The sequence below is a fragment of the Lactobacillus sp. UMNPBX19 genome (genome assembly GCF_002553805.1).
GTDB lineage: Bacteria > Bacillota > Bacilli > Lactobacillales > Lactobacillaceae > Lactobacillus.
Window position 1 is genome coordinate 66,981 of the sequence record NZ_PCYR01000003.1, and the last position, 16,919, is coordinate 83,899.

The window sequence follows — 16,919 nt, forward strand, 5'->3', positions numbered from 1 at the left end:
AATAATGGATTTAAAAGTTACCTTAATTAAAAGCGTCGCACACCGTCTTCCAAAACAAAGAAAAATTGTTAAAGCTCTTGGTCTTGGTAAGGTAAATAGCACTGTTGTTCTTCCAGACAACGCTGCAACTCGTGGCGCTTTATTGAAGATTGCTCACCTGATCTCAGTTGAAGAGGTTAATAAGTAATTAGAATCCAAGGAGGTGCCAATTAATGAAGCTTAATGAATTAAAACCAAATGAAGGTTCACGTCGCAACAGAAAACGTGTTGGTCGTGGTACTTCTAGTGGTTACGGTAAAACTGCTGGTCGTGGACAAAAGGGTCAATTAGCTCGTACTGGTGGTAAGACTCGTTTAGGTTTCGAAGGTGGTCAAATGCCATTATTCAGAAGAATGCCTAAGCGTGGTTTCAAGAACGTTAACCGCAAAGAATACGCTATTATTAATTTAAATGATTTAAACAGATTTGATGATGGTAGTGAAGTAACTATCGATACATTAAAATCATCAGGTTTAGTTAAAAAAGAACTTGCAGGAGTTAAGTTGTTAGCTAACGGTGAATTAAAGGTTAAGTTAACTGTAAAAGTTAACAAAGCCTCAGAAGCTGCTAAAAAAGCTGTTGAAGCCGCTGGCGGAACTGTTGAGGTGATCTAATGTTCTCGACCTTGAAGAACGCCTTTAAGGATAAAGATATTAGATCAAAAATCTTCTTTACTCTCTTTATCCTATTGCTTTATCGAATCGGAGCTAATATTACGGTTCCGGGTGTTAATGCAAAAGCTATTACTCGGGTTGCACAAACTGGTTTAGTCCCAATGTTGGATACAGTCAGCGGTGGTGGATTAGATACTTATTCAATCTTTTCATTAGGGGTTTCACCTTATATCACTGCTCAAATTGTTATTCAATTACTCCAAATGGATATTGTTCCTAAGTTAGTTGAGTGGGGGAAACAAGGAGAAGTCGGAAGACGAAAAACAAATCAGGTAACGCGCTATCTTACTTTAGTCGTTGCTTTTGTTCAAAGTCTAGGAATTACTCTTGGTTTTAACGTTTTAACTGAAATGGGTTTGGTTAAAACGCAAACTCCCCAAACCTATATTGAGATTGCCATTATTATGACTGCTGGGACAATGCTTTTGACCTGGCTAGGTGATGAAATTACTGATAAGGGGCTGGGAAATGGTGTATCTGTTATTATTTTTGCAGGTATCATTGCTCGCCTTCCAAATGGAATTTATCAACTATATAAAGATTTCATCATTAATAATAGTGCTAGCGATCGTTGGCAAGGGATTTTGTTCTTCATCGCGATCATTATTGCCATTTTACTAGTAACTCAATTTGTTACATGGTTTCAACAAGCTGATTTACGAGTACCTATTCAATATACTCGTAGAGCAGCAACAAGTGGCTCCGAAAGTTTCCTACCATTAAAGGTTAACGTGTCTGGAGTTATTCCAGTTATTTTTGCCAGTTCCTTTATTATTACACCAGCTACAATTTTGATGGCTTTCCAAAGATCCCATGGAAATGAACAATGGTTTAAGATTTGTAATCAAATATTTAGTTTACAAACTACCCCTGGTGCATTGATTTATACACTATTGATTATTTTGTTCACTTTCTTCTATGCCTTTGTTCAAGTAAATCCAGAAAAGTTGGCTGAGAACTTGCAAAAGCAAGGAGCCTATATTCCTAGCGTTTGGCCAGGAAAAGATACACAAAAATATGTATCTAAAATTTTGATTAGATTATCTACAGTAGGTGCGGTATTTTTAGGTCTAGTTGCCTTGTTACCACAACTTGCTACAAATATTTTTGGTTTACCAAGTTCAATTGGTCTTGGTGGAACAAGTCTTTTAATCGTTATTGGTGTTGTTTTAGAATTAGCTCGTCAAGTTGATGGGTTACTAATGAAACGCGAATACGTTGGATTTATTAGATAGTAAGGATAAAAATGATTAATTTAATTCTTTTAGGTTTGCCTGGTGCAGGCAAAGGAACAGCTTCTGAAAGCATTGTGGGTAAGTATCACTTAGCACATATCTCTACCGGTGATATGTTTAGAGAAGCTATGGCTAATGAAACTCCTGTTGGTTTGGAAGCTAAAAGTTATATTGATAAAGGAAATTTGGTCCCAGATGAAGTTACAGCTAAGTTAGTTGAAGAACGACTTAAGCAACCCGACACTAAGAACGGATTCATCTTGGATGGATTTCCAAGAACCACTGTTCAAGCAGAACTTCTTGAAGATATAACTAAACGGTTGGAAAAACCGTTAACTAATGTAATTGCAATTGATGTTGATGAAGATGTTTTGATCAAACGTTTATCAGCACGTTACATCTGTAAAAAATGTGGTGCAACTTACAATAAGATTTCAAATCCAACTAAAGTAGAAGGTACTTGTGATCGTTGCGAAGGACATGAATTTTTCCAACGTGAGGATGACAAGCCAGAAGTTGTTAAAAATCGCTTAGAAGTTAACAAGAAAATGAATACTCCTCTTCGTGATTTTTATGAAGAAAAAGGAATTCTTTCAACTGTTAACGGTGAACAAACTCCGGAAAAAGTATTTGAAGACATTGACAAAATTTTAAGTAAAGACTAGTCTGTTATTGTTTTTTTACAATTCCGTGTTATAATGCCTAAGTGTGACTATTTGTTCATGTGGAGGAACAATTTTGGCAAAAGAAGATGTCATCGAAGTTGAGGGTAAGGTAGTCGATACCTTACCTAATGCTATGTTTAAAGTTGAATTAGAAAATGGTGCAACTATTTTAGCTCATGTGTCTGGTAAAATTAGAATGCACTACATTAGAATTTTACCTGGTGATAGAGTAACAGTTGAATTATCACCATATGATTTAACTAAGGGTAGGATTACGTATCGTTTTATTAAGTAATTACGGAGGCAAACATGAAAGTTAGACCATCTGTTAAACCAATGTGTGAACATTGCAAGATTATCAAAAGACATGGTCGTGTTATGGTGATTTGCTCTGCAAACCCTAAGCACAAACAACGTCAAGGTTAATAGTTAGATATTTTTATTAGGAGGTGCAATTTAATGGCACGTATTGCTGGTGTTGACTTACCCAGAAATAAAAGAGTTGTAGTCGCATTAACTTATATCTATGGTATTGGTGAACCAACTGCAAAAAAGATTTGTAAAGATGCTGGTATTTCTGAAGACATTCGTACTAATGACTTGACTCCAGAAGATCAAGAAAAATTACGTAGCGAAGTAGACAAGTACCGTGTTGAAGGTGATCTTCGTCGTGAAGTTAGCCTTAACATCAAGCGTTTAGTTGAAATTGGCTCATACCGTGGTATTCGTCACCGTCGTGGCTTACCAGTTCGTGGTCAAAATACCAAGAATAATGCTCGTACTCGTAAGGGTTCAAAGAGAAAATAATTTATTAAATAGGAGGTTAAGTTAATGGCTGCAAAGAAAACAGCACGTAAACGCCGTGTAAAGAAGCATGTTGAAAGCGGCGTTGCTCATATTCATTCTACGTTTAACAATACCTTGGTCATGATTACTGATGTACAAGGCAACGCAGTCGCATGGTCTTCCGCTGGTGCTTTAGGTTTTAAGGGTAGTCGTAAGTCTACACCATTTGCTGCTCAAATGGCCGCAGAAGCAGCTGCAAAGTCTGCAATGGATCAAGGCATGAAGCATGTTGAAGTTTCAGTTAAAGGCCCAGGTGCAGGTCGTGAAGCTGCTATTAGAGCACTTCAAGCTGCAGGTCTTGAAATCACTGCTATTCGCGACGTTACTCCAGTGCCGCACAACGGTTCCAGACCACCAAAACGTCGTCGTGTCTAGTTTATTCCTGCGTGCAGGACATTACGTTTTGAAAGGGGCCCAGTAATGATTGAATTTGAAAAACCAAATATTACCGTAGTAGACCAAGAGGAGGCATACGGTAAGTTTGTTGTCGAACCACTGGAACGCGGTTTCGGGACTACTTTAGGTAACTCACTCCGTCGAGTTTTACTTACTTCTATTCCAGGTACGGCACTTTCTTATATTCAGATTGATGGTGTGTTACATGAATTTTCAACAGTTCCTGGCGTTAGAGAAGACGTCACGAAGATCATTCTTAATTTGAAGAAACTAGAGTTAAAGTCACTCTCAGATGAAGAAAAAATTGCTGAAATCGATGTAACTGGACCAGCAATTGTAACTGCTGCTGATTTGAAGGTCGACTCTGATATTGAGGTCTTAAATCCAGATCAATATATTTGTAGTATTGCTGATGGTGGCCATTTGCATATGAACGTTGCGATCAAGACTGGTCGTGGTTATGTTCCCGCAAGTGAAAACAAGACAGATGACATGCCTATTGGTGTCATCCCCGTTGATTCACTCTTCTCACCAATCAAAAAAGTTAACTACCAAGTTGAAAGTGCTCGTGTTGGTAAGAGAGATGACTATGACAAATTAACTTTAGAAATTTGGACTGATGGTTCAATCACACCTAATGATGCCCTTAGTTTCGCTGCGAAGATTCTTGTAGAACACTTCAAAGTATTTATGTCTACTGATATGGATGCGCAGTTTGATGATGTAATGGTAGAAAAAGAGGACGATAAGAACGAAAAGAAGCTTGAGATGACGATCGAAGAGCTTGATTTGTCTGTTCGTTCCTATAACTGCTTGAAACGTGCAGGAATTAATACTGTTCAAGAATTAACTGATAAATCTGAAGCAGATATGATGCGCGTACGTAACTTAGGACGTAAGTCATTAGAAGAAGTAAAGAATAAACTTACCGATCTTGGTCTATCACTTCGTCAAGATGACTAAGTAGGAATAATAAGGAGGGAAAACTCATGGCATACCGTAAATTAGGTCGCGATAGTGCACACAGAAAAGCAATGCTTAGAGAAATGACTACTCAATTGATCATGAACGAACGCATTGTTACTACTGAAACCCGTGCTAAAGAAATCCGCAAAACCACCGAAAAAATGATTACTTTAGGTAAACGCGGTGATTTAAGTGCTAGAAGAAAGGCAGCTGCTTTTGTTCGTAATGAAATTGCTGATATTCATGAAGAAAAAGATGCAGTTGTTGTAAAATCAGCACTTCAAAAACTTTTCAGTGACATTGCACCTCGTTACAAAGATCGTAATGGTGGTTACACCAGAATGTACAAGTTAGCTAACCCACGTAAGGGTGACGCTGCTCCAATGGTAATCATTGAATTAGTTTAATTAGGTAAAATATAATATTATTTTATAAATCTTTCACAAAAGCGAGAATAAGCGTGATGATGGTGGCTTTTGCCTAGTCTAGCTTAGATGTTAAATCATCCCTCTTTGTGGATGATTTTTTTTTGCTCTTTTTTTATATATAATTGATACAATGACATATTATGGAAAAAGAGCAGTGAATATTTATGAAAGATAATATAGTAACGGTTAAGCATCTTTCTTTTACCTATAAAGATAGTAAAGTACCTGCTGTAAATGATATTAGTTTCTCAATTCCTAGAGGATCGTGGACTACTTTAGTAGGTCATAATGGGAGCGGAAAATCAACAATTGCCCGTTTATTGGATGGCATTCTTTTACCCAATGATAATCCTAGGACGGTAATTAACGTTGATGGTATTGAGCTGACAGAGAAAACCATGTGGAATATTAGAGACCGTGTAGGAATTGTATTCCAAAATCCTGATAATCAATTTGTTGGTGCTACCGTAGAAGATGATGTAGCTTTTGGTCTTGAGAATCGTCAAGTTTCTCGTTCTAAGATGCAGACTATTGTTCATGATGTGCTTGAGCAAGTGGATATGCTTGACTTTCAAAAAAGCGAACCTCAATATTTGTCTGGAGGTCAAAAGCAAAGAGTAGCTATTGCTGGCATTTTAGCGATTGGACCAAAATTAATAATTTTAGACGAATCAACTAGTATGTTAGATCCAGCAGGTAAAATGAAGATTCTTAGCCTTATACGAGATTTACAAAATAAAAATGGTCTGACTATCTTTTCTATTACTCATGATATTAATGAAGCGGTACAAGCAGACCAGATGTTAGTTTTAGATAAAGGAAAATTATTGGCTAGTGGCTCTCCAAGAGAGATATTTGAAAACGAGATTTTAATAAAAAGTGCTGGATTAGAGCTCCCTTTATTTTATAAGGTTAAAAATGAACTTATAAAAAAAGAAATTCATATCCCTCGAGAAGTCAATAGTGAGGAAAAGTTGGTGAAGTATTTGTGTCAATTGAATTCAAAAATGTAGATTATGTTTATGCGCCTGGAACTCCATTTCAAACTCAAGGATTAATAGATATATCTTTTAAAATAGAAAAAGGATCATTTGTCGCAATTGCTGGTCATACCGGAAGTGGAAAGTCTACTCTCATGCAGCATTTTGATGGCTTATTGCTTCCAAGTAAGGGTGAAATCACTGTAGCGGGTGAGCAGATTAATGCAAATACTTCAAGCAAGTCACTAAAAGCAATTCGAAAAAAAGTAGGCTTAGTGTTTCAATTTCCTGAAAATCAACTATTTGAAGAAACTGTGCTTAAAGATGTGATGTTTGGTCCACTTAATTTTGGCTTTTCAGAACAAAAGGCAAAAGAGCAAGCAGTAGAGTGGATTAAAAAAGTAGGCCTTTCTGAAGATATGATGGATAAATCTCCTTTTGAACTTTCTGGAGGTCAAATGCGTCGCGTGGCAATTGCAGGTGTGATGGCATATGAACCAGAAATTTTATGTCTCGATGAACCTGCAGCTGGACTAGATCCTGAAGGACAGAAGCAAATGTTTGAGATATTTAAAGATTACCAACGAGCTGGCCATACAGTTATTCTAATTTCACATAATATGGACGATATTAGTGAATATGCAGATGATATGTTAGTCCTTGAGCATGGTCATTTAATAAAACATGCTTGCCCACAAGAGATTTTTTCTGATCAGGAGTGGGTAAAAAAACATTATCTCGATGAACCAGCAACTAGTAGACTAACCCGGGAGCTACAAAAAGGTGGTTTTCAATTTTCAGAGATGCCACTAACTATTGAGTCGTTAGTAAGTAAAGTTGCAAATGAGCTAAAGAAGAAAGGAGCTAATTAACTGTTAACCAAAATATAGAAATCTATAGAAGATTAGGCTTATTTAGAAAGCTAAACATGGAAAATAAGCTTTAATTCAATACTTACTTGTTTTGCTTTCCTTCCTTAGATAAACTTATGTTTGTATTTTAGGAGGTGAAGCAATGATTAAAACTCAAGTAGTTAAGCTAAAAGTTAATAAGACCATGCAAAAGCATCTTGATGCTTTATGCGACTATCGCCGATACTGCTGGAATAAAGGACTTGAAACTTGGCAATTAATGTATGAAGCCCATAGCTTGAACAAGCAAGATAATCTAAGTCCCAATGAACGCAGAGTCCGTGATGAACTAGTTGCTAATAAAGCTGACTGGCAATATGATTTGTCTGCTAGATGTTTGCAACTAGCTGTTAAAGACTTGGCGAATGCTTGGAAGAACTTCTTTGATAAAGCTCAGCCTGATTGGGGAACACCTAGTTTTAAATCAAAAAAGGCTCCCAGACAAGGCTTTAAAACTGACAGAGCTAAGATTGTTAATGGCAAGCTTTGTCTTGATAAACCAAGAAGCATCTCAAAAGAGTCTTGGTTTGATCTAGTAAGTTATGAGTCTTTAAAGATGAGTGAAGTCAAAGTAGTAAGTATCTTCAAAGAAAAAGGGAGCTATTATGCTGCTTTGCCTTATGAAGAAGAGATTTCAAGTAAAGCTAAAACTCATCAAGAGACAGCAGTTGATGTTAATGTTGGTCATTTTAACTATACCGAGGGGCAAATCAATGTTTTGCCAGCTAAATTGCAAAAGCTTTATAAGCGTATCAAACATTATCAAAGAGTCTTAGCACGTAAAAGAGAAGTTAACGGTAAGTTAGCTATTAAATCAAATAATTATTTTGCAGTGAGAACCAAACTGCAAAAAGATTATCGCAAAGTAGCCAACATTCAAAACGATCTGTTACAAAAATTTACTACTAAGCTCGTGGATAATTACGACCAAATTGTAGTTGAAGACTTAGCAGTCAAAGAAATGATGATGACACATGTAGCTTCCAAAGGTATGCAGCGATCATTATTTAGTAAATTCAGGCAGATCTTAACTTACAAGTGTGATTGGTATGGCAAAGAATTGATCTTGGCTGATAAAAGATACCCATCAACTCAAAGATGTGCTAAATGCGGTTATGTCAAAAAAGGTGATGAAAAAATCACTTTGCAAGGCAATAAAAAGCATGGTACAAAGCATAATGAGTATATTTGTTATCAGTGCGGCTATAGTAATGATCGAGATGAAAATGCGGTTTTAAACCTTTTAGCTTTAGCAAAATAAAGAAAATAAATGGGGCTGGCTAGGCCCTTAAACTGTAAGAGCTGGTCAATGTGATTACTCCTATTTGGAATATCAGAACACTAGTGAAGACGACAGTAAATGAAACAAAGAAAGGAAAAATATATCTTTCTGATATGTAGAAAATTCGTATTCTTCTACATATTTCTATGTTTTGTATAGCAGACATGGATGAGTAAAATTATTATTGGACGTTATATTCCTGGTAATTCTATTGTTTATAAAATGGACCCTCGAGGAAAGATAATTGCCACATTTTTATTTATTGTTATTATCTTTCTTGCTAATAATTGGTTGTCCTACTTCTTTTTATCGATATTTACTTTACTTGCTGTTTGGGCAACAAAATTAAAGCCTAAAGTATTTTGGGATGGAGTAAAGCCATTAATTTGGTTAATTCTATTTACTTCAGTTTTGCAATTATTTTTTACTACAGGTGGAAAAGTTTATTGGCACTGGGGAGTTTTCAACATTAGTGAATATGGTATTCAGAATTCTATTTTTATCTTTATTCGTTTTGTAATGATTATTCTGACTTCGACAGTTCTTACGCTGACGACCACATCATTAGAAATTGCAGATGGAATGGAATGGATCTTAAAACCTCTTGGCTACCTAAAAGTTCCAGTAGCTCAAATTGCTCTTGTAATGTCTATTGCTCTTCGTTTTGTGCCGACTTTATTAGACCAAGCAGTACGAATTATGAATGCTCAGAGAGCACGTGGAGCCGATTTTAATAGTGGAGGCTTAATTAAGAGAATTCATTCGATTATCCCAATTTTAATTCCCTTATTTATTAGTTCCTTAACTGTTGCAATTGATTTGGCTACGGCTATGGAAGCAAGAGGTTATCGAGAAGGGGCAAAAAGAACCCGCTATCGAGTTTTAAAGTGGTCAAAGTATGATTGGATTAACTTAGGCTATTTCGCGCTATTGACGCTAATTTTATTACTTACAAGGACGTATTAATTAATGACTACAAGATATAAATTAACCATGGCCTATGATGGTCATCTTTTTCATGGGTTTCAAATTCAACCGAATGAACGAACTGTCCAAGGGGTGATTGAAGAAGCATTAAAAAAGATGACTAAAGGAAAAAGAGTGGTAGTGCACGGATCTGGAAGAACTGATGCTGGTGTTCATGCTAAAGGACAAGTTATTCACTTTGACTATCCGGGGAAAGAAATCCCAGCTAAAAATATGATGCTTGCCTTAAATGCCCTCATGCCGATTGACACAGTTTTTTTTGAAAGTGAAATTGTTGATGAAGATTTTCATGTTCAATATTCAACTAAAGGAAAATGGTATCGATATGTAGTGGATCAACATCGTTTTACAGACCCTTTTAATCGTTTTTATACAGGCCACTATCCATATCCTTTAGATATTTCACTAATGCAGCAAGCAGCTAAAGATTTGATTGGTGAACACGATTTTACTAGTTTTGCTGCTAGCGGTGGACAAATTGTGGATAAGGTGCGAACAATTTACTATGTGAATATTATGCCAGACCCGGATAAAAAGCAGATCATTTTTGATTTTATTGGAAATGGCTTTTTATATAACATGGTAAGAATTCTAGTTGGAACTCTATTAGAAATAGGCAATCAAAAAAGACCTGTTGATGATATACCAAGAGTTTTAAAGGCGAAAGACCGACAAGAAGTTCGAACTACTGCACCAGCCAGTGGATTATATTTACAACATGTTTTTTATGAAGATATTCCTAAAAAATATCGTTTGGACCTTAAAAAGGATTGACTTTTCAGGCAAAACGACGTAAATTAGTATACGTATGTTTGTCCACGATAGGCCCCGGAAACTTATTGTTTGTCAAACAGAAGAAAAACGGAGGAATTTAAAGTGCGTACTACCCCATTAGCTAAAACTAGTGATATTAAACGTAAGTGGTATGTTATCGATGCGACTGATGTTTCACTTGGTCGTTTATCAACTGCTGTAGCATCAATTTTAAGAGGTAAGAATAAGCCTCAATATACACCAAATGTTGATACTGGTGATTATGTTATTGTTGTTAACGCAGCTAAATTGAAGTTGACTGGTAAAAAAGCAACTGATAAGATCTACTACCGCCACTCAGATTACCGTGGTGGCTTAAGAGCTACTCCTGCCGGTGAATTATTAGCTAAGAACCCAGTAAGATTAGTTGAATTATCTGTAAAAGGCATGTTGCCAAAGAATACTCTTGGTCACCAAGAATTCATGAAGATGCATGTTTACGCTGGTGAAGACCACGAACACGCAGCACAAAAGCCTGAAAAGTTAGACATCAACGAATTAATCTAGGAGGTTTTAAATAATGGCACAACAAGCAGCTTACGCTGGAACTGGTCGTCGTAAAGATTCTGTTGCCCGCGTACGTTTAGTACCAGGTAACGGTCAAATTACCATTAACAAAGAAGACGTAACTAAGTACATTCCATACCCTAACTTGGTTCAAGATATGAAGCAACCATTAGCATTAACTGAAACTGAAGGTCAATACGACATTTTAGTTAACGTTAACGGTGGTGGTTTCTCAGGACAAGCTGGTGCAATTCGTTTAGGTATTGCACGTGCACTTCTTGAAGTTGACCCAGATTTCCGTGGTCCTCTTAAGAAGGCTGGCATGTTAACTCGTGACCCAAGAATGAAGGAAAGAAAGAAGCCAGGTTTGAAGAAAGCCCGCAAAGCTTCACAATTCTCAAAGCGTTAATATTTACTATCAGAAATGTTGTTATATCAACGTTTTTGAGACTTCAAATGGTCACCTATGGTCACAATACTATAGGGAAGCCAATAGATTTAAGGCATTCGCATCTTGCGAGTGCTTTTTTTCTGGCATTAATTCCAGATAATATTTTTCAGTGGTTAAGATTGAATCATGTCCTAATCTTTTGCTAACATAGGATAAAGGAATATTATTACTGAATAAAAAAGAAGCGTGGGTATCTCTTAAACCATGAAATGTGGTTGAGGGGATACCTATTTTTTTGAGTAATTTTTTAAGTAGCTCAGATTGCTTAAAACTAAACCAATCAAATAGGTAGCCTGAAGCTTTGCTTGGTATTGTTTTTAATAGGTCATAAACATCTTTTGGAATAGTTACACTACGTCTAGAATGTTTAGTTTTTAATTTAGTATCGTCAGTAGTAGGACTTATTGACCTTCTTACTTCAACGCAGTAATATTGACCATCATAATGTACATCTTCGGGTTTGATACCTAAAATTTCACCGCGTCGTAAACCAGTACTAATTTCAAGTAAAACCATCAGGTTAAATTCATCGTCTGTATGTTCAAGTAAATAATGTTTTAACTTAGTTAAATCAGACATTGATAAAGCTTTATTACGCTTAGGTAATTCCTTACCATGAGCTTTAAGCAGACTAGCAAAGTCATTATAAATGTATCCTTTTGCGTAAGCATAACGAAGAGCGGTCCTAATTTTCTTTAATAATTCAACTACAGTCTTTTTAGAATGTGTTTCTCCATACTTATCTAAAATTTTTTGCATTTGTACATCATCTAGTTTTCCTAGTTTGGCAGTAGGAAAGAGGTTATTAATTACTAATCCAGCTTTTACATAATTATTGAATGTAGCTTTTCTAACATCATTAACTTTGATGGTATGCACATATAAGTAATAGAAATCTTTAAAAAGTGTGTTTTGATGTGCAATAGCTTTACCTTTTGCTTTTTCAAGTTCTAGAGTAGTTCCCCAAACTTTCGCTTCATTTTCTGTCTTAAATGTTTTGGTTAAATAATCACGCTTTCCATGTTGATAAATTGTTACTCTAGCTCTGTATGAAGAGCCACGTTTTTCAATAGTTGCCATGTGTTTAAATCGTCCTTTCAAAAAATAAAAGGTCGATCATCTTACTAGATTTAATGTAGCAGATGGTCGACCTTCAATCAAATTTTCTTTAAAGTTGTTTCTTTTTGCTTTATGAAGTCTTCAATACTTTCGATAGTAAAACGCTCGCTATGGTCACTTAGTGGAAATCTCTTAAAATCAGGATTAGCACGAAAAACTTTATCAAAAGTTTTAGGATCGATACCGATGTACTTTGAAGCTTCTTCACGAGTAAGTAATTTAGCCATAAAGTTTCTCCTAGAATTGTCTAAGAAACAAAAGTTGAATAACATATATTTAGGTTGCTAGTCATTACTTTTGTCGCTATCAGTTTGACTAGTGATTTTTTTCTTTTTAATTTTCCATATTGCTTCTGCTATTTGGTCGTCTTTTATTAAGTCAGCTTTCATTTGATTGTACGTGTCACTAGTAAGATGGAGAGATAGGATTCTTCTATTTAATTGATCAAAAGAATCAATCAAAGAATTTACAATACCTGATTCATTATAAAAAGCCATTGGACTGTAAGGGGTTGTAATATAGATAGCTCTGGCATTGAGATACTTATCATGATATCTTGCTGGCGCCATCTTATCGATTTCCCAAGGATCAAGTAAAGTCAGCAATTGACCGTATTCATAGTCACGAGGGCGTAAATCATTAATGACTATAAATTCTTCTCCACGATATTCTTGAAAGTGGTCACGTTGTGAACCAAGAACTACAAAATTATTTGGATGAAGTTGCTCAAGAATTTCACGGACCATTTTTGTTTTACCGATTCCTGATTCTCCATAAATCCAATAAGTTGTGCACTTTTGTCCTTGAAAGTCTTTAAGAAATTTTTGATGTTTTTTGTAAGCTAAAATATCATCAATGTGATCTAAAAGTGTCTTGTGTTTTGCCATTTCTAAAACACCAATTTTTTCTTGAAGTTTAGTTTTCGTCAAAATTTCGTTAGAATAATCATCAATTAAGTCGTCTATATCTTTCTTAGAAGGTTTAGCTACTTTTTTTCTAATCTGTTTGATTTTAGTTTCAAAATCAAATGAAGATACTACTTCAATAGGATCATAATGGTGTTTATCTTTGGCATTACTAGTTTCATGAATTAAATAGCTATATGCATTCCCGATCGTATTTCTCCAAACTTCAATATATTCTTGTTTATCAGTAAATAATTTAGCTATCCGAGAAATTGTCTTTGCATCCTTAAACTTGAGAACTACATGAAAATGAGGTCTAATAGATTTTCTATCTTTGTCAATATCTTTATCATGGAGTATATATGCCCATTCTTCGGCATCTGACTTTTCGAGAATATCTTTTAGCTTTTCCTTTTTAAAAGGGAGATGGTCAAGATCTTGGGTGTACATGAATTGTCTAGCTCTAATTGCCTTTTTCACATTTTGTTTTCTCCTCGTATTATATAAATTAAATCTTTTTTTACACAAATTACACATTTTATTTTCGGGGCTGATAACAAGCTCTCAGCCCCGATATATCAATGTTTTTTATAATATTTACACAGAAAAACTGTATAAAGTTACGAGCGCCTTCGCTTACGCGTTATCCCTTGGCAGGGCACGCGTGCTACGGCGCTCGTAGAATCTTATTTTGTACCTACACTAATTAGATAAACACCTTTACGTTCAAAGCCTGTGAAAGAATATTTAGGATATTGATTAACAATGCTTTCACGTAACTTGATTAATTTATCATCCAGTAATTTAGCAACTTCAATATTGTTGGGAATTCTAACACAGATATACAGGTTATTGTGTACAAATTCTCCATACGTTTGACGCAGGTATGAGTTATAAATGTCATTGGTTGGGCTTGACTTGGGCTTAGTCGTAAAATCACTAATTTGCTTTGGAATAATTAGCTTGTGATGGATATCCCAAGTTAGAAATAGAGATTTAATGTGGTTAATAAAGGTGGAACGAACTATTTGAATGATTACAATAATAAAAAATCCAACAATATTAATTACGTTTGTAATTAATAGGTAAATATCTGAGTATTTCCAAAAATGATACAGTCCAATATTTACGAGTGTTAATGTTAAGCTACTGCAAAACATTATTAATGGAAAGTATAGCCTAAATGGACTAGGCTTATATTCAATGGGTTTTGTCATAAAATACCGTCCTTAATCTTATAAGTAGGCGTTAACAAAGGTAGTACCTGAAAAGGATGAGTATTGTCGGTTATTTGAAATAAGCCAGTTCCTTTTCCTGTAGGCACTAAAATGCCATCTGGGTCAATATCGAAAAGAAATTGAGTTGTTTTCCTGTTGATGTTACCAAGTTGCAAGCAAACGTTAGCTTGCTCTCTAACAGCTATTGGAATAGCGTCATTGCTGAAACGTTGGCTTATTAATAAGAGATGAACTCGTGTTGCTCTTCCTAAAAGAGATATTTGTGATAGTAATGAAAAGAAACTATCCTTAATCTTTTTCGGCAAACCATCTGTAAGAGCCAACACCTCATCAATGCAAACTGTAAGATGTTTAAATTGATGATGTGGATTTTCGTATAAAATCCGTTGCCTGTTGTATATAGTTTTAACTAATTTAGCTAAAATCTCATTACATCGGTTGACAAAGTCACTATTTGAGATTTCTTGAGTTGGAAAAATAGTTCTATCATCTAGTCCATAAATATGAGCCCAACGTGCTGGTACGTCACATTTTGGATCAATGATATAAAGATCCGAAATATTTTTTAAATGTAACATCGTAAGCAGGTATGTTAATGCATATGATTTTCCAGATCCACTATTACCAGCAATTAAGATTGAAGTGACTTTATTATAGTCAATGGATACATCTTGCATGATTTGAATTTCTTTAGTAGTATCAGAAGCAAGATATGATTTCATATCCGAGATTTGGAGTCTTTTACTTACGCCAGTCCAAGGGTAGTAGAAGGCTCTTTTTGAACCAAAATCAATATCATCTGTTGCTACTAGATACATGGTTGACTGCTTTAACAATGATTTATATGGGTATAATGCCGCATTAGCAATTTTATAAATCCGTTGATACAGATCATTATCAAGTGGATAACTTGCGGGCATTCTGGGAATGAATAGAAATCCATCGGATTTGACCATCACTTTGAAGCTGTTGGTATAGCTTGTTTCACCCGATAGATCTAGTGCCATATTTAAACATTGAGTGATATATCGAGAAGTTTCTTCATGTAACATTAGTTAATCACCTCGAGATCTGTTGCTTTAAAATACACATTTGATCCAACTTCACAAGCCTCAAGATTTGTTAATGAAATTTGATTTAACATTTTTGGAAGACTGACTCTTTTAGTAAATTTAACTTTAAAAGGTTCAGTACCTTCTGCGACAAACCAAGCTTGATAACCATTTATTTCATTGGTGGGTTTACCATCAATCCACTTAACCTGTTTGGTGAGTTCAGTTGACAGTGAAAAGATTTGTACATCACTAGGAATGTACATTTTTGCTACCTCTTTTGAGTAGCCTGAATTTCGTCTAATTTTCATATTAAATTTTTCCTTTCTTTTTTGATAATTAATCTTGTTTTTTGATTAGTACATGATAATCACGTCCTTTTTTGATTTAAATACATTATCTATCAAATTTAAGTAGTAGAATGGGTGTATAAATAAAATATTTTTAAAAATTTTCTACTACTTTTTTAGAAAGAGATTGCTTATGAATTCGATCCAGGAACTTACCGAAGAAATTTATACTAAAATTGCTAATCGTGTGTTAAAAAGAAAGCAAAAATTAAAAGTTATGAATTTTCAAATAATTGATGGATATTGCAATAGAGAAAAATTATTATCTAGTATTATGCATAATAAGAGAATACCTAAAAGAAATCCGTATTTATTGAACGATAAAATATCAAAATGTATTGTTAGGAATCTTAAATTTTCTTCACAATATGAATTAGTGTGGGGAAAAGACAGTGAATATGATTATCTTATGCGGGAGGTATTTGAAACAGGGGTCACATATTTGGAACAAAGTACAGAATATAGCGATCTTGTTCATAATTGCTTATATACCTACTTACCTTTTACAAAAATTTTTGCTAAGTATGAGAATTCGCTTGGACCTGAAAAGCCAGATGATTCAGCTGTTTTTAATTCACTTGTGTCAGCTACAGCATATGTATACTATTATGTTTCGGATGAGATAAAAAAAACACATCAAGAAGTCTTTTTCGATAAAGGAACAAAGAAATTAGATAACAGATTAGAAAAATATTTTGTTGAGGAAATTCCAAAAGTATTAAAAAAATATGTTAGTGATAGCCATAATAATGGATTAGAAATATTTAATATGTTCTCTTCGATTATTAAATATGAAACTGATGATCTTATGGAATCTTTAGTTAATGGTCCAGAATGGTATGCGCATCAACCAGTAACTAATTCAGATAGACCATGGTCTGAAATGAGAGAAAAAGTTATAGATGCAGGGGAAACCTATATTAGCACTTTAATAGAAGAACAGTCTGAGATGGATCCATTCTTTTGTGACAACTTACAAGCCGAAATCGATTTGGATGAAGTTTTAGATAGTGAATAGAAGCCAAAAAATAGTTGAGATATAATCTACTTATTGAATCCTAAACAAAGTGAGTAT

General features: G+C 34.9%; 24 protein-coding genes. 18 read left to right on the forward strand and 6 right to left on the reverse strand.

The genetic code is table 11. The features are described 5' to 3' along the window. Position 1: 1 nt before the first annotated feature. From rpmD to rpsI, 17 genes are all read left to right on the forward strand, one after another. Positions 2–187, forward strand: coding sequence for a 50S ribosomal protein L30 (rpmD, locus tag CP370_RS01790; RefSeq protein WP_024273012.1), 186 nt, complete (start codon positions 2–4; stop codon positions 185–187). A 25-nt stretch (positions 188–212) separates the two neighbouring features. Continuing rightward, positions 213–653, forward strand: a complete 441-nt coding sequence (gene rplO, locus CP370_RS01795) for a 50S ribosomal protein L15 (protein WP_003649460.1) — start codon at positions 213–215, stop codon at positions 651–653. Beyond that, complete coding sequence (secY, locus tag CP370_RS01800; protein ID WP_004895849.1) at positions 653–1,948, forward strand: preprotein translocase subunit SecY; 1,296 nt, start codon at positions 653–655, stop codon at positions 1,946–1,948. Before rplO ends, secY begins: the two co-directional genes overlap by 1 nt. 11 nt (positions 1,949–1,959) lie before the next feature. Beyond that, complete coding sequence (locus CP370_RS01805; RefSeq protein ID WP_087713279.1) at positions 1,960–2,613, forward strand: adenylate kinase; 654 nt, start codon at positions 1,960–1,962, stop codon at positions 2,611–2,613. Positions 2,614–2,686: 73 nt separating this feature from the next. Further along, a complete protein-coding gene (gene infA / locus CP370_RS01810) occupies positions 2,687–2,908 on the forward strand; it encodes a translation initiation factor IF-1 (RefSeq protein WP_003647816.1) in 222 nt (73 codons plus the stop codon). Between the two features lie 14 nt (positions 2,909–2,922). Then, the gene (gene rpmJ, locus CP370_RS01815) at positions 2,923–3,039 is read left to right on the forward strand and encodes a 50S ribosomal protein L36 (protein ID WP_003647815.1); all 117 of its coding nucleotides are present in this window, start codon (positions 2,923–2,925) and stop codon (positions 3,037–3,039) included. Positions 3,040–3,072: 33 nt separating this feature from the next. After that, entirely contained in the window at positions 3,073–3,420 is a 348-nt protein-coding gene (gene rpsM, locus CP370_RS01820) for a 30S ribosomal protein S13 (protein ID WP_003647814.1), read from the forward strand. 24 nt (positions 3,421–3,444) lie between these two features. Beyond that, positions 3,445–3,834, forward strand: coding sequence for a 30S ribosomal protein S11 (gene rpsK, locus CP370_RS01825; RefSeq protein WP_003647813.1), 390 nt, complete (start codon positions 3,445–3,447; stop codon positions 3,832–3,834). 45 nt (positions 3,835–3,879) lie between these two features. Further along, complete coding sequence (locus tag CP370_RS01830) at positions 3,880–4,818, forward strand: DNA-directed RNA polymerase subunit alpha (RefSeq protein ID WP_012845646.1); 939 nt, start codon at positions 3,880–3,882, stop codon at positions 4,816–4,818. 26 nt (positions 4,819–4,844) lie between these two features. Beyond that, positions 4,845–5,228 carry a 50S ribosomal protein L17 gene (gene rplQ / locus CP370_RS01835; RefSeq protein ID WP_003649454.1) on the forward strand — a complete coding sequence of 128 codons (384 nt, stop codon included), beginning with the start codon at positions 4,845–4,847 and terminating at the stop codon, positions 5,226–5,228. A 185-nt stretch (positions 5,229–5,413) separates the two neighbouring features. Continuing rightward, positions 5,414–6,262, forward strand: coding sequence for an energy-coupling factor transporter ATPase (locus CP370_RS01840; RefSeq protein ID WP_012845647.1), 849 nt, complete (start codon positions 5,414–5,416; stop codon positions 6,260–6,262). Next, complete coding sequence (locus CP370_RS01845) at positions 6,238–7,101, forward strand: energy-coupling factor transporter ATPase (RefSeq protein WP_087284775.1); 864 nt, start codon at positions 6,238–6,240, stop codon at positions 7,099–7,101. The genes CP370_RS01840 and CP370_RS01845 overlap by 25 nt, the downstream gene beginning before the upstream one ends. Before the next feature lie 142 nt (positions 7,102–7,243). Next, positions 7,244–8,401: an RNA-guided endonuclease TnpB family protein gene (locus tag CP370_RS01850; RefSeq protein WP_004895831.1), complete on the forward strand. Its 1,158-nt coding sequence runs from the start codon at positions 7,244–7,246 to the stop codon at positions 8,399–8,401. Between the two features lie 189 nt (positions 8,402–8,590). Continuing rightward, positions 8,591–9,388 carry an energy-coupling factor transporter transmembrane protein EcfT gene (locus CP370_RS01855; protein ID WP_004895828.1) on the forward strand — a complete coding sequence of 266 codons (798 nt, stop codon included), beginning with the start codon at positions 8,591–8,593 and terminating at the stop codon, positions 9,386–9,388. 3 nt (positions 9,389–9,391) lie between these two features. Continuing rightward, positions 9,392–10,183, forward strand: coding sequence for a tRNA pseudouridine(38-40) synthase TruA (gene truA, locus CP370_RS01860; protein WP_087284772.1), 792 nt, complete (start codon positions 9,392–9,394; stop codon positions 10,181–10,183). A 102-nt stretch (positions 10,184–10,285) separates the two neighbouring features. Continuing rightward, the gene (gene rplM, locus CP370_RS01865) at positions 10,286–10,729 is read left to right on the forward strand and encodes a 50S ribosomal protein L13 (RefSeq protein WP_011161528.1); all 444 of its coding nucleotides are present in this window, start codon (positions 10,286–10,288) and stop codon (positions 10,727–10,729) included. Positions 10,730–10,742: 13 nt separating this feature from the next. Beyond that, on the forward strand, positions 10,743–11,138 hold the full coding sequence (gene rpsI, locus CP370_RS01870) for a 30S ribosomal protein S9 (protein WP_004895822.1): 396 nt from the start codon (positions 10,743–10,745) through the stop codon (positions 11,136–11,138). Between the two features lie 69 nt (positions 11,139–11,207). Here the strand turns inward: rpsI and CP370_RS01875 are convergent, their stop codons facing one another. The 6 genes from CP370_RS01875 to CP370_RS01900 all read right to left on the reverse strand — a co-directional run bounded on the left by CP370_RS01875 (position 11,208) and on the right by CP370_RS01900 (position 15,805). Next, positions 11,208–12,260 (reverse strand): site-specific integrase, encoded by a 1,053-nt coding sequence (locus tag CP370_RS01875; protein WP_087713278.1) that lies wholly within the window; start codon positions 12,258–12,260, stop codon positions 11,208–11,210. Between the two features lie 77 nt (positions 12,261–12,337). Continuing rightward, positions 12,338–12,526, reverse strand: coding sequence for a hypothetical protein (locus CP370_RS01880; RefSeq protein ID WP_057717972.1), 189 nt, complete (start codon positions 12,524–12,526; stop codon positions 12,338–12,340). 57 nt (positions 12,527–12,583) lie between these two features. Continuing rightward, positions 12,584–13,684: a Rep family protein gene (locus CP370_RS01885; RefSeq protein WP_087713277.1), complete on the reverse strand. Its 1,101-nt coding sequence runs from the start codon at positions 13,682–13,684 to the stop codon at positions 12,584–12,586. Between the two features lie 206 nt (positions 13,685–13,890). Continuing rightward, positions 13,891–14,421, reverse strand: coding sequence for a hypothetical protein (locus tag CP370_RS01890; protein ID WP_087713276.1), 531 nt, complete (start codon positions 14,419–14,421; stop codon positions 13,891–13,893). After that, positions 14,418–15,494, reverse strand: a complete 1,077-nt coding sequence (locus CP370_RS01895) for a cell division protein (protein WP_087713275.1) — start codon at positions 15,492–15,494, stop codon at positions 14,418–14,420. Before CP370_RS01895 ends, CP370_RS01890 begins: the two co-directional genes overlap by 4 nt. Then, positions 15,494–15,805, reverse strand: coding sequence for a hypothetical protein (locus CP370_RS01900; protein WP_003549061.1), 312 nt, complete (start codon positions 15,803–15,805; stop codon positions 15,494–15,496). The genes CP370_RS01895 and CP370_RS01900 overlap by 1 nt, the downstream gene beginning before the upstream one ends. Before the next feature lie 172 nt (positions 15,806–15,977). Here CP370_RS01900 and CP370_RS01905 point away from each other — a divergent pair, with 172 nt between their 5' ends. Continuing rightward, complete coding sequence (locus CP370_RS01905) at positions 15,978–16,862, forward strand: hypothetical protein (RefSeq protein ID WP_087713274.1); 885 nt, start codon at positions 15,978–15,980, stop codon at positions 16,860–16,862. The last annotated feature ends 57 nt before the right edge of the window (positions 16,863–16,919 follow it).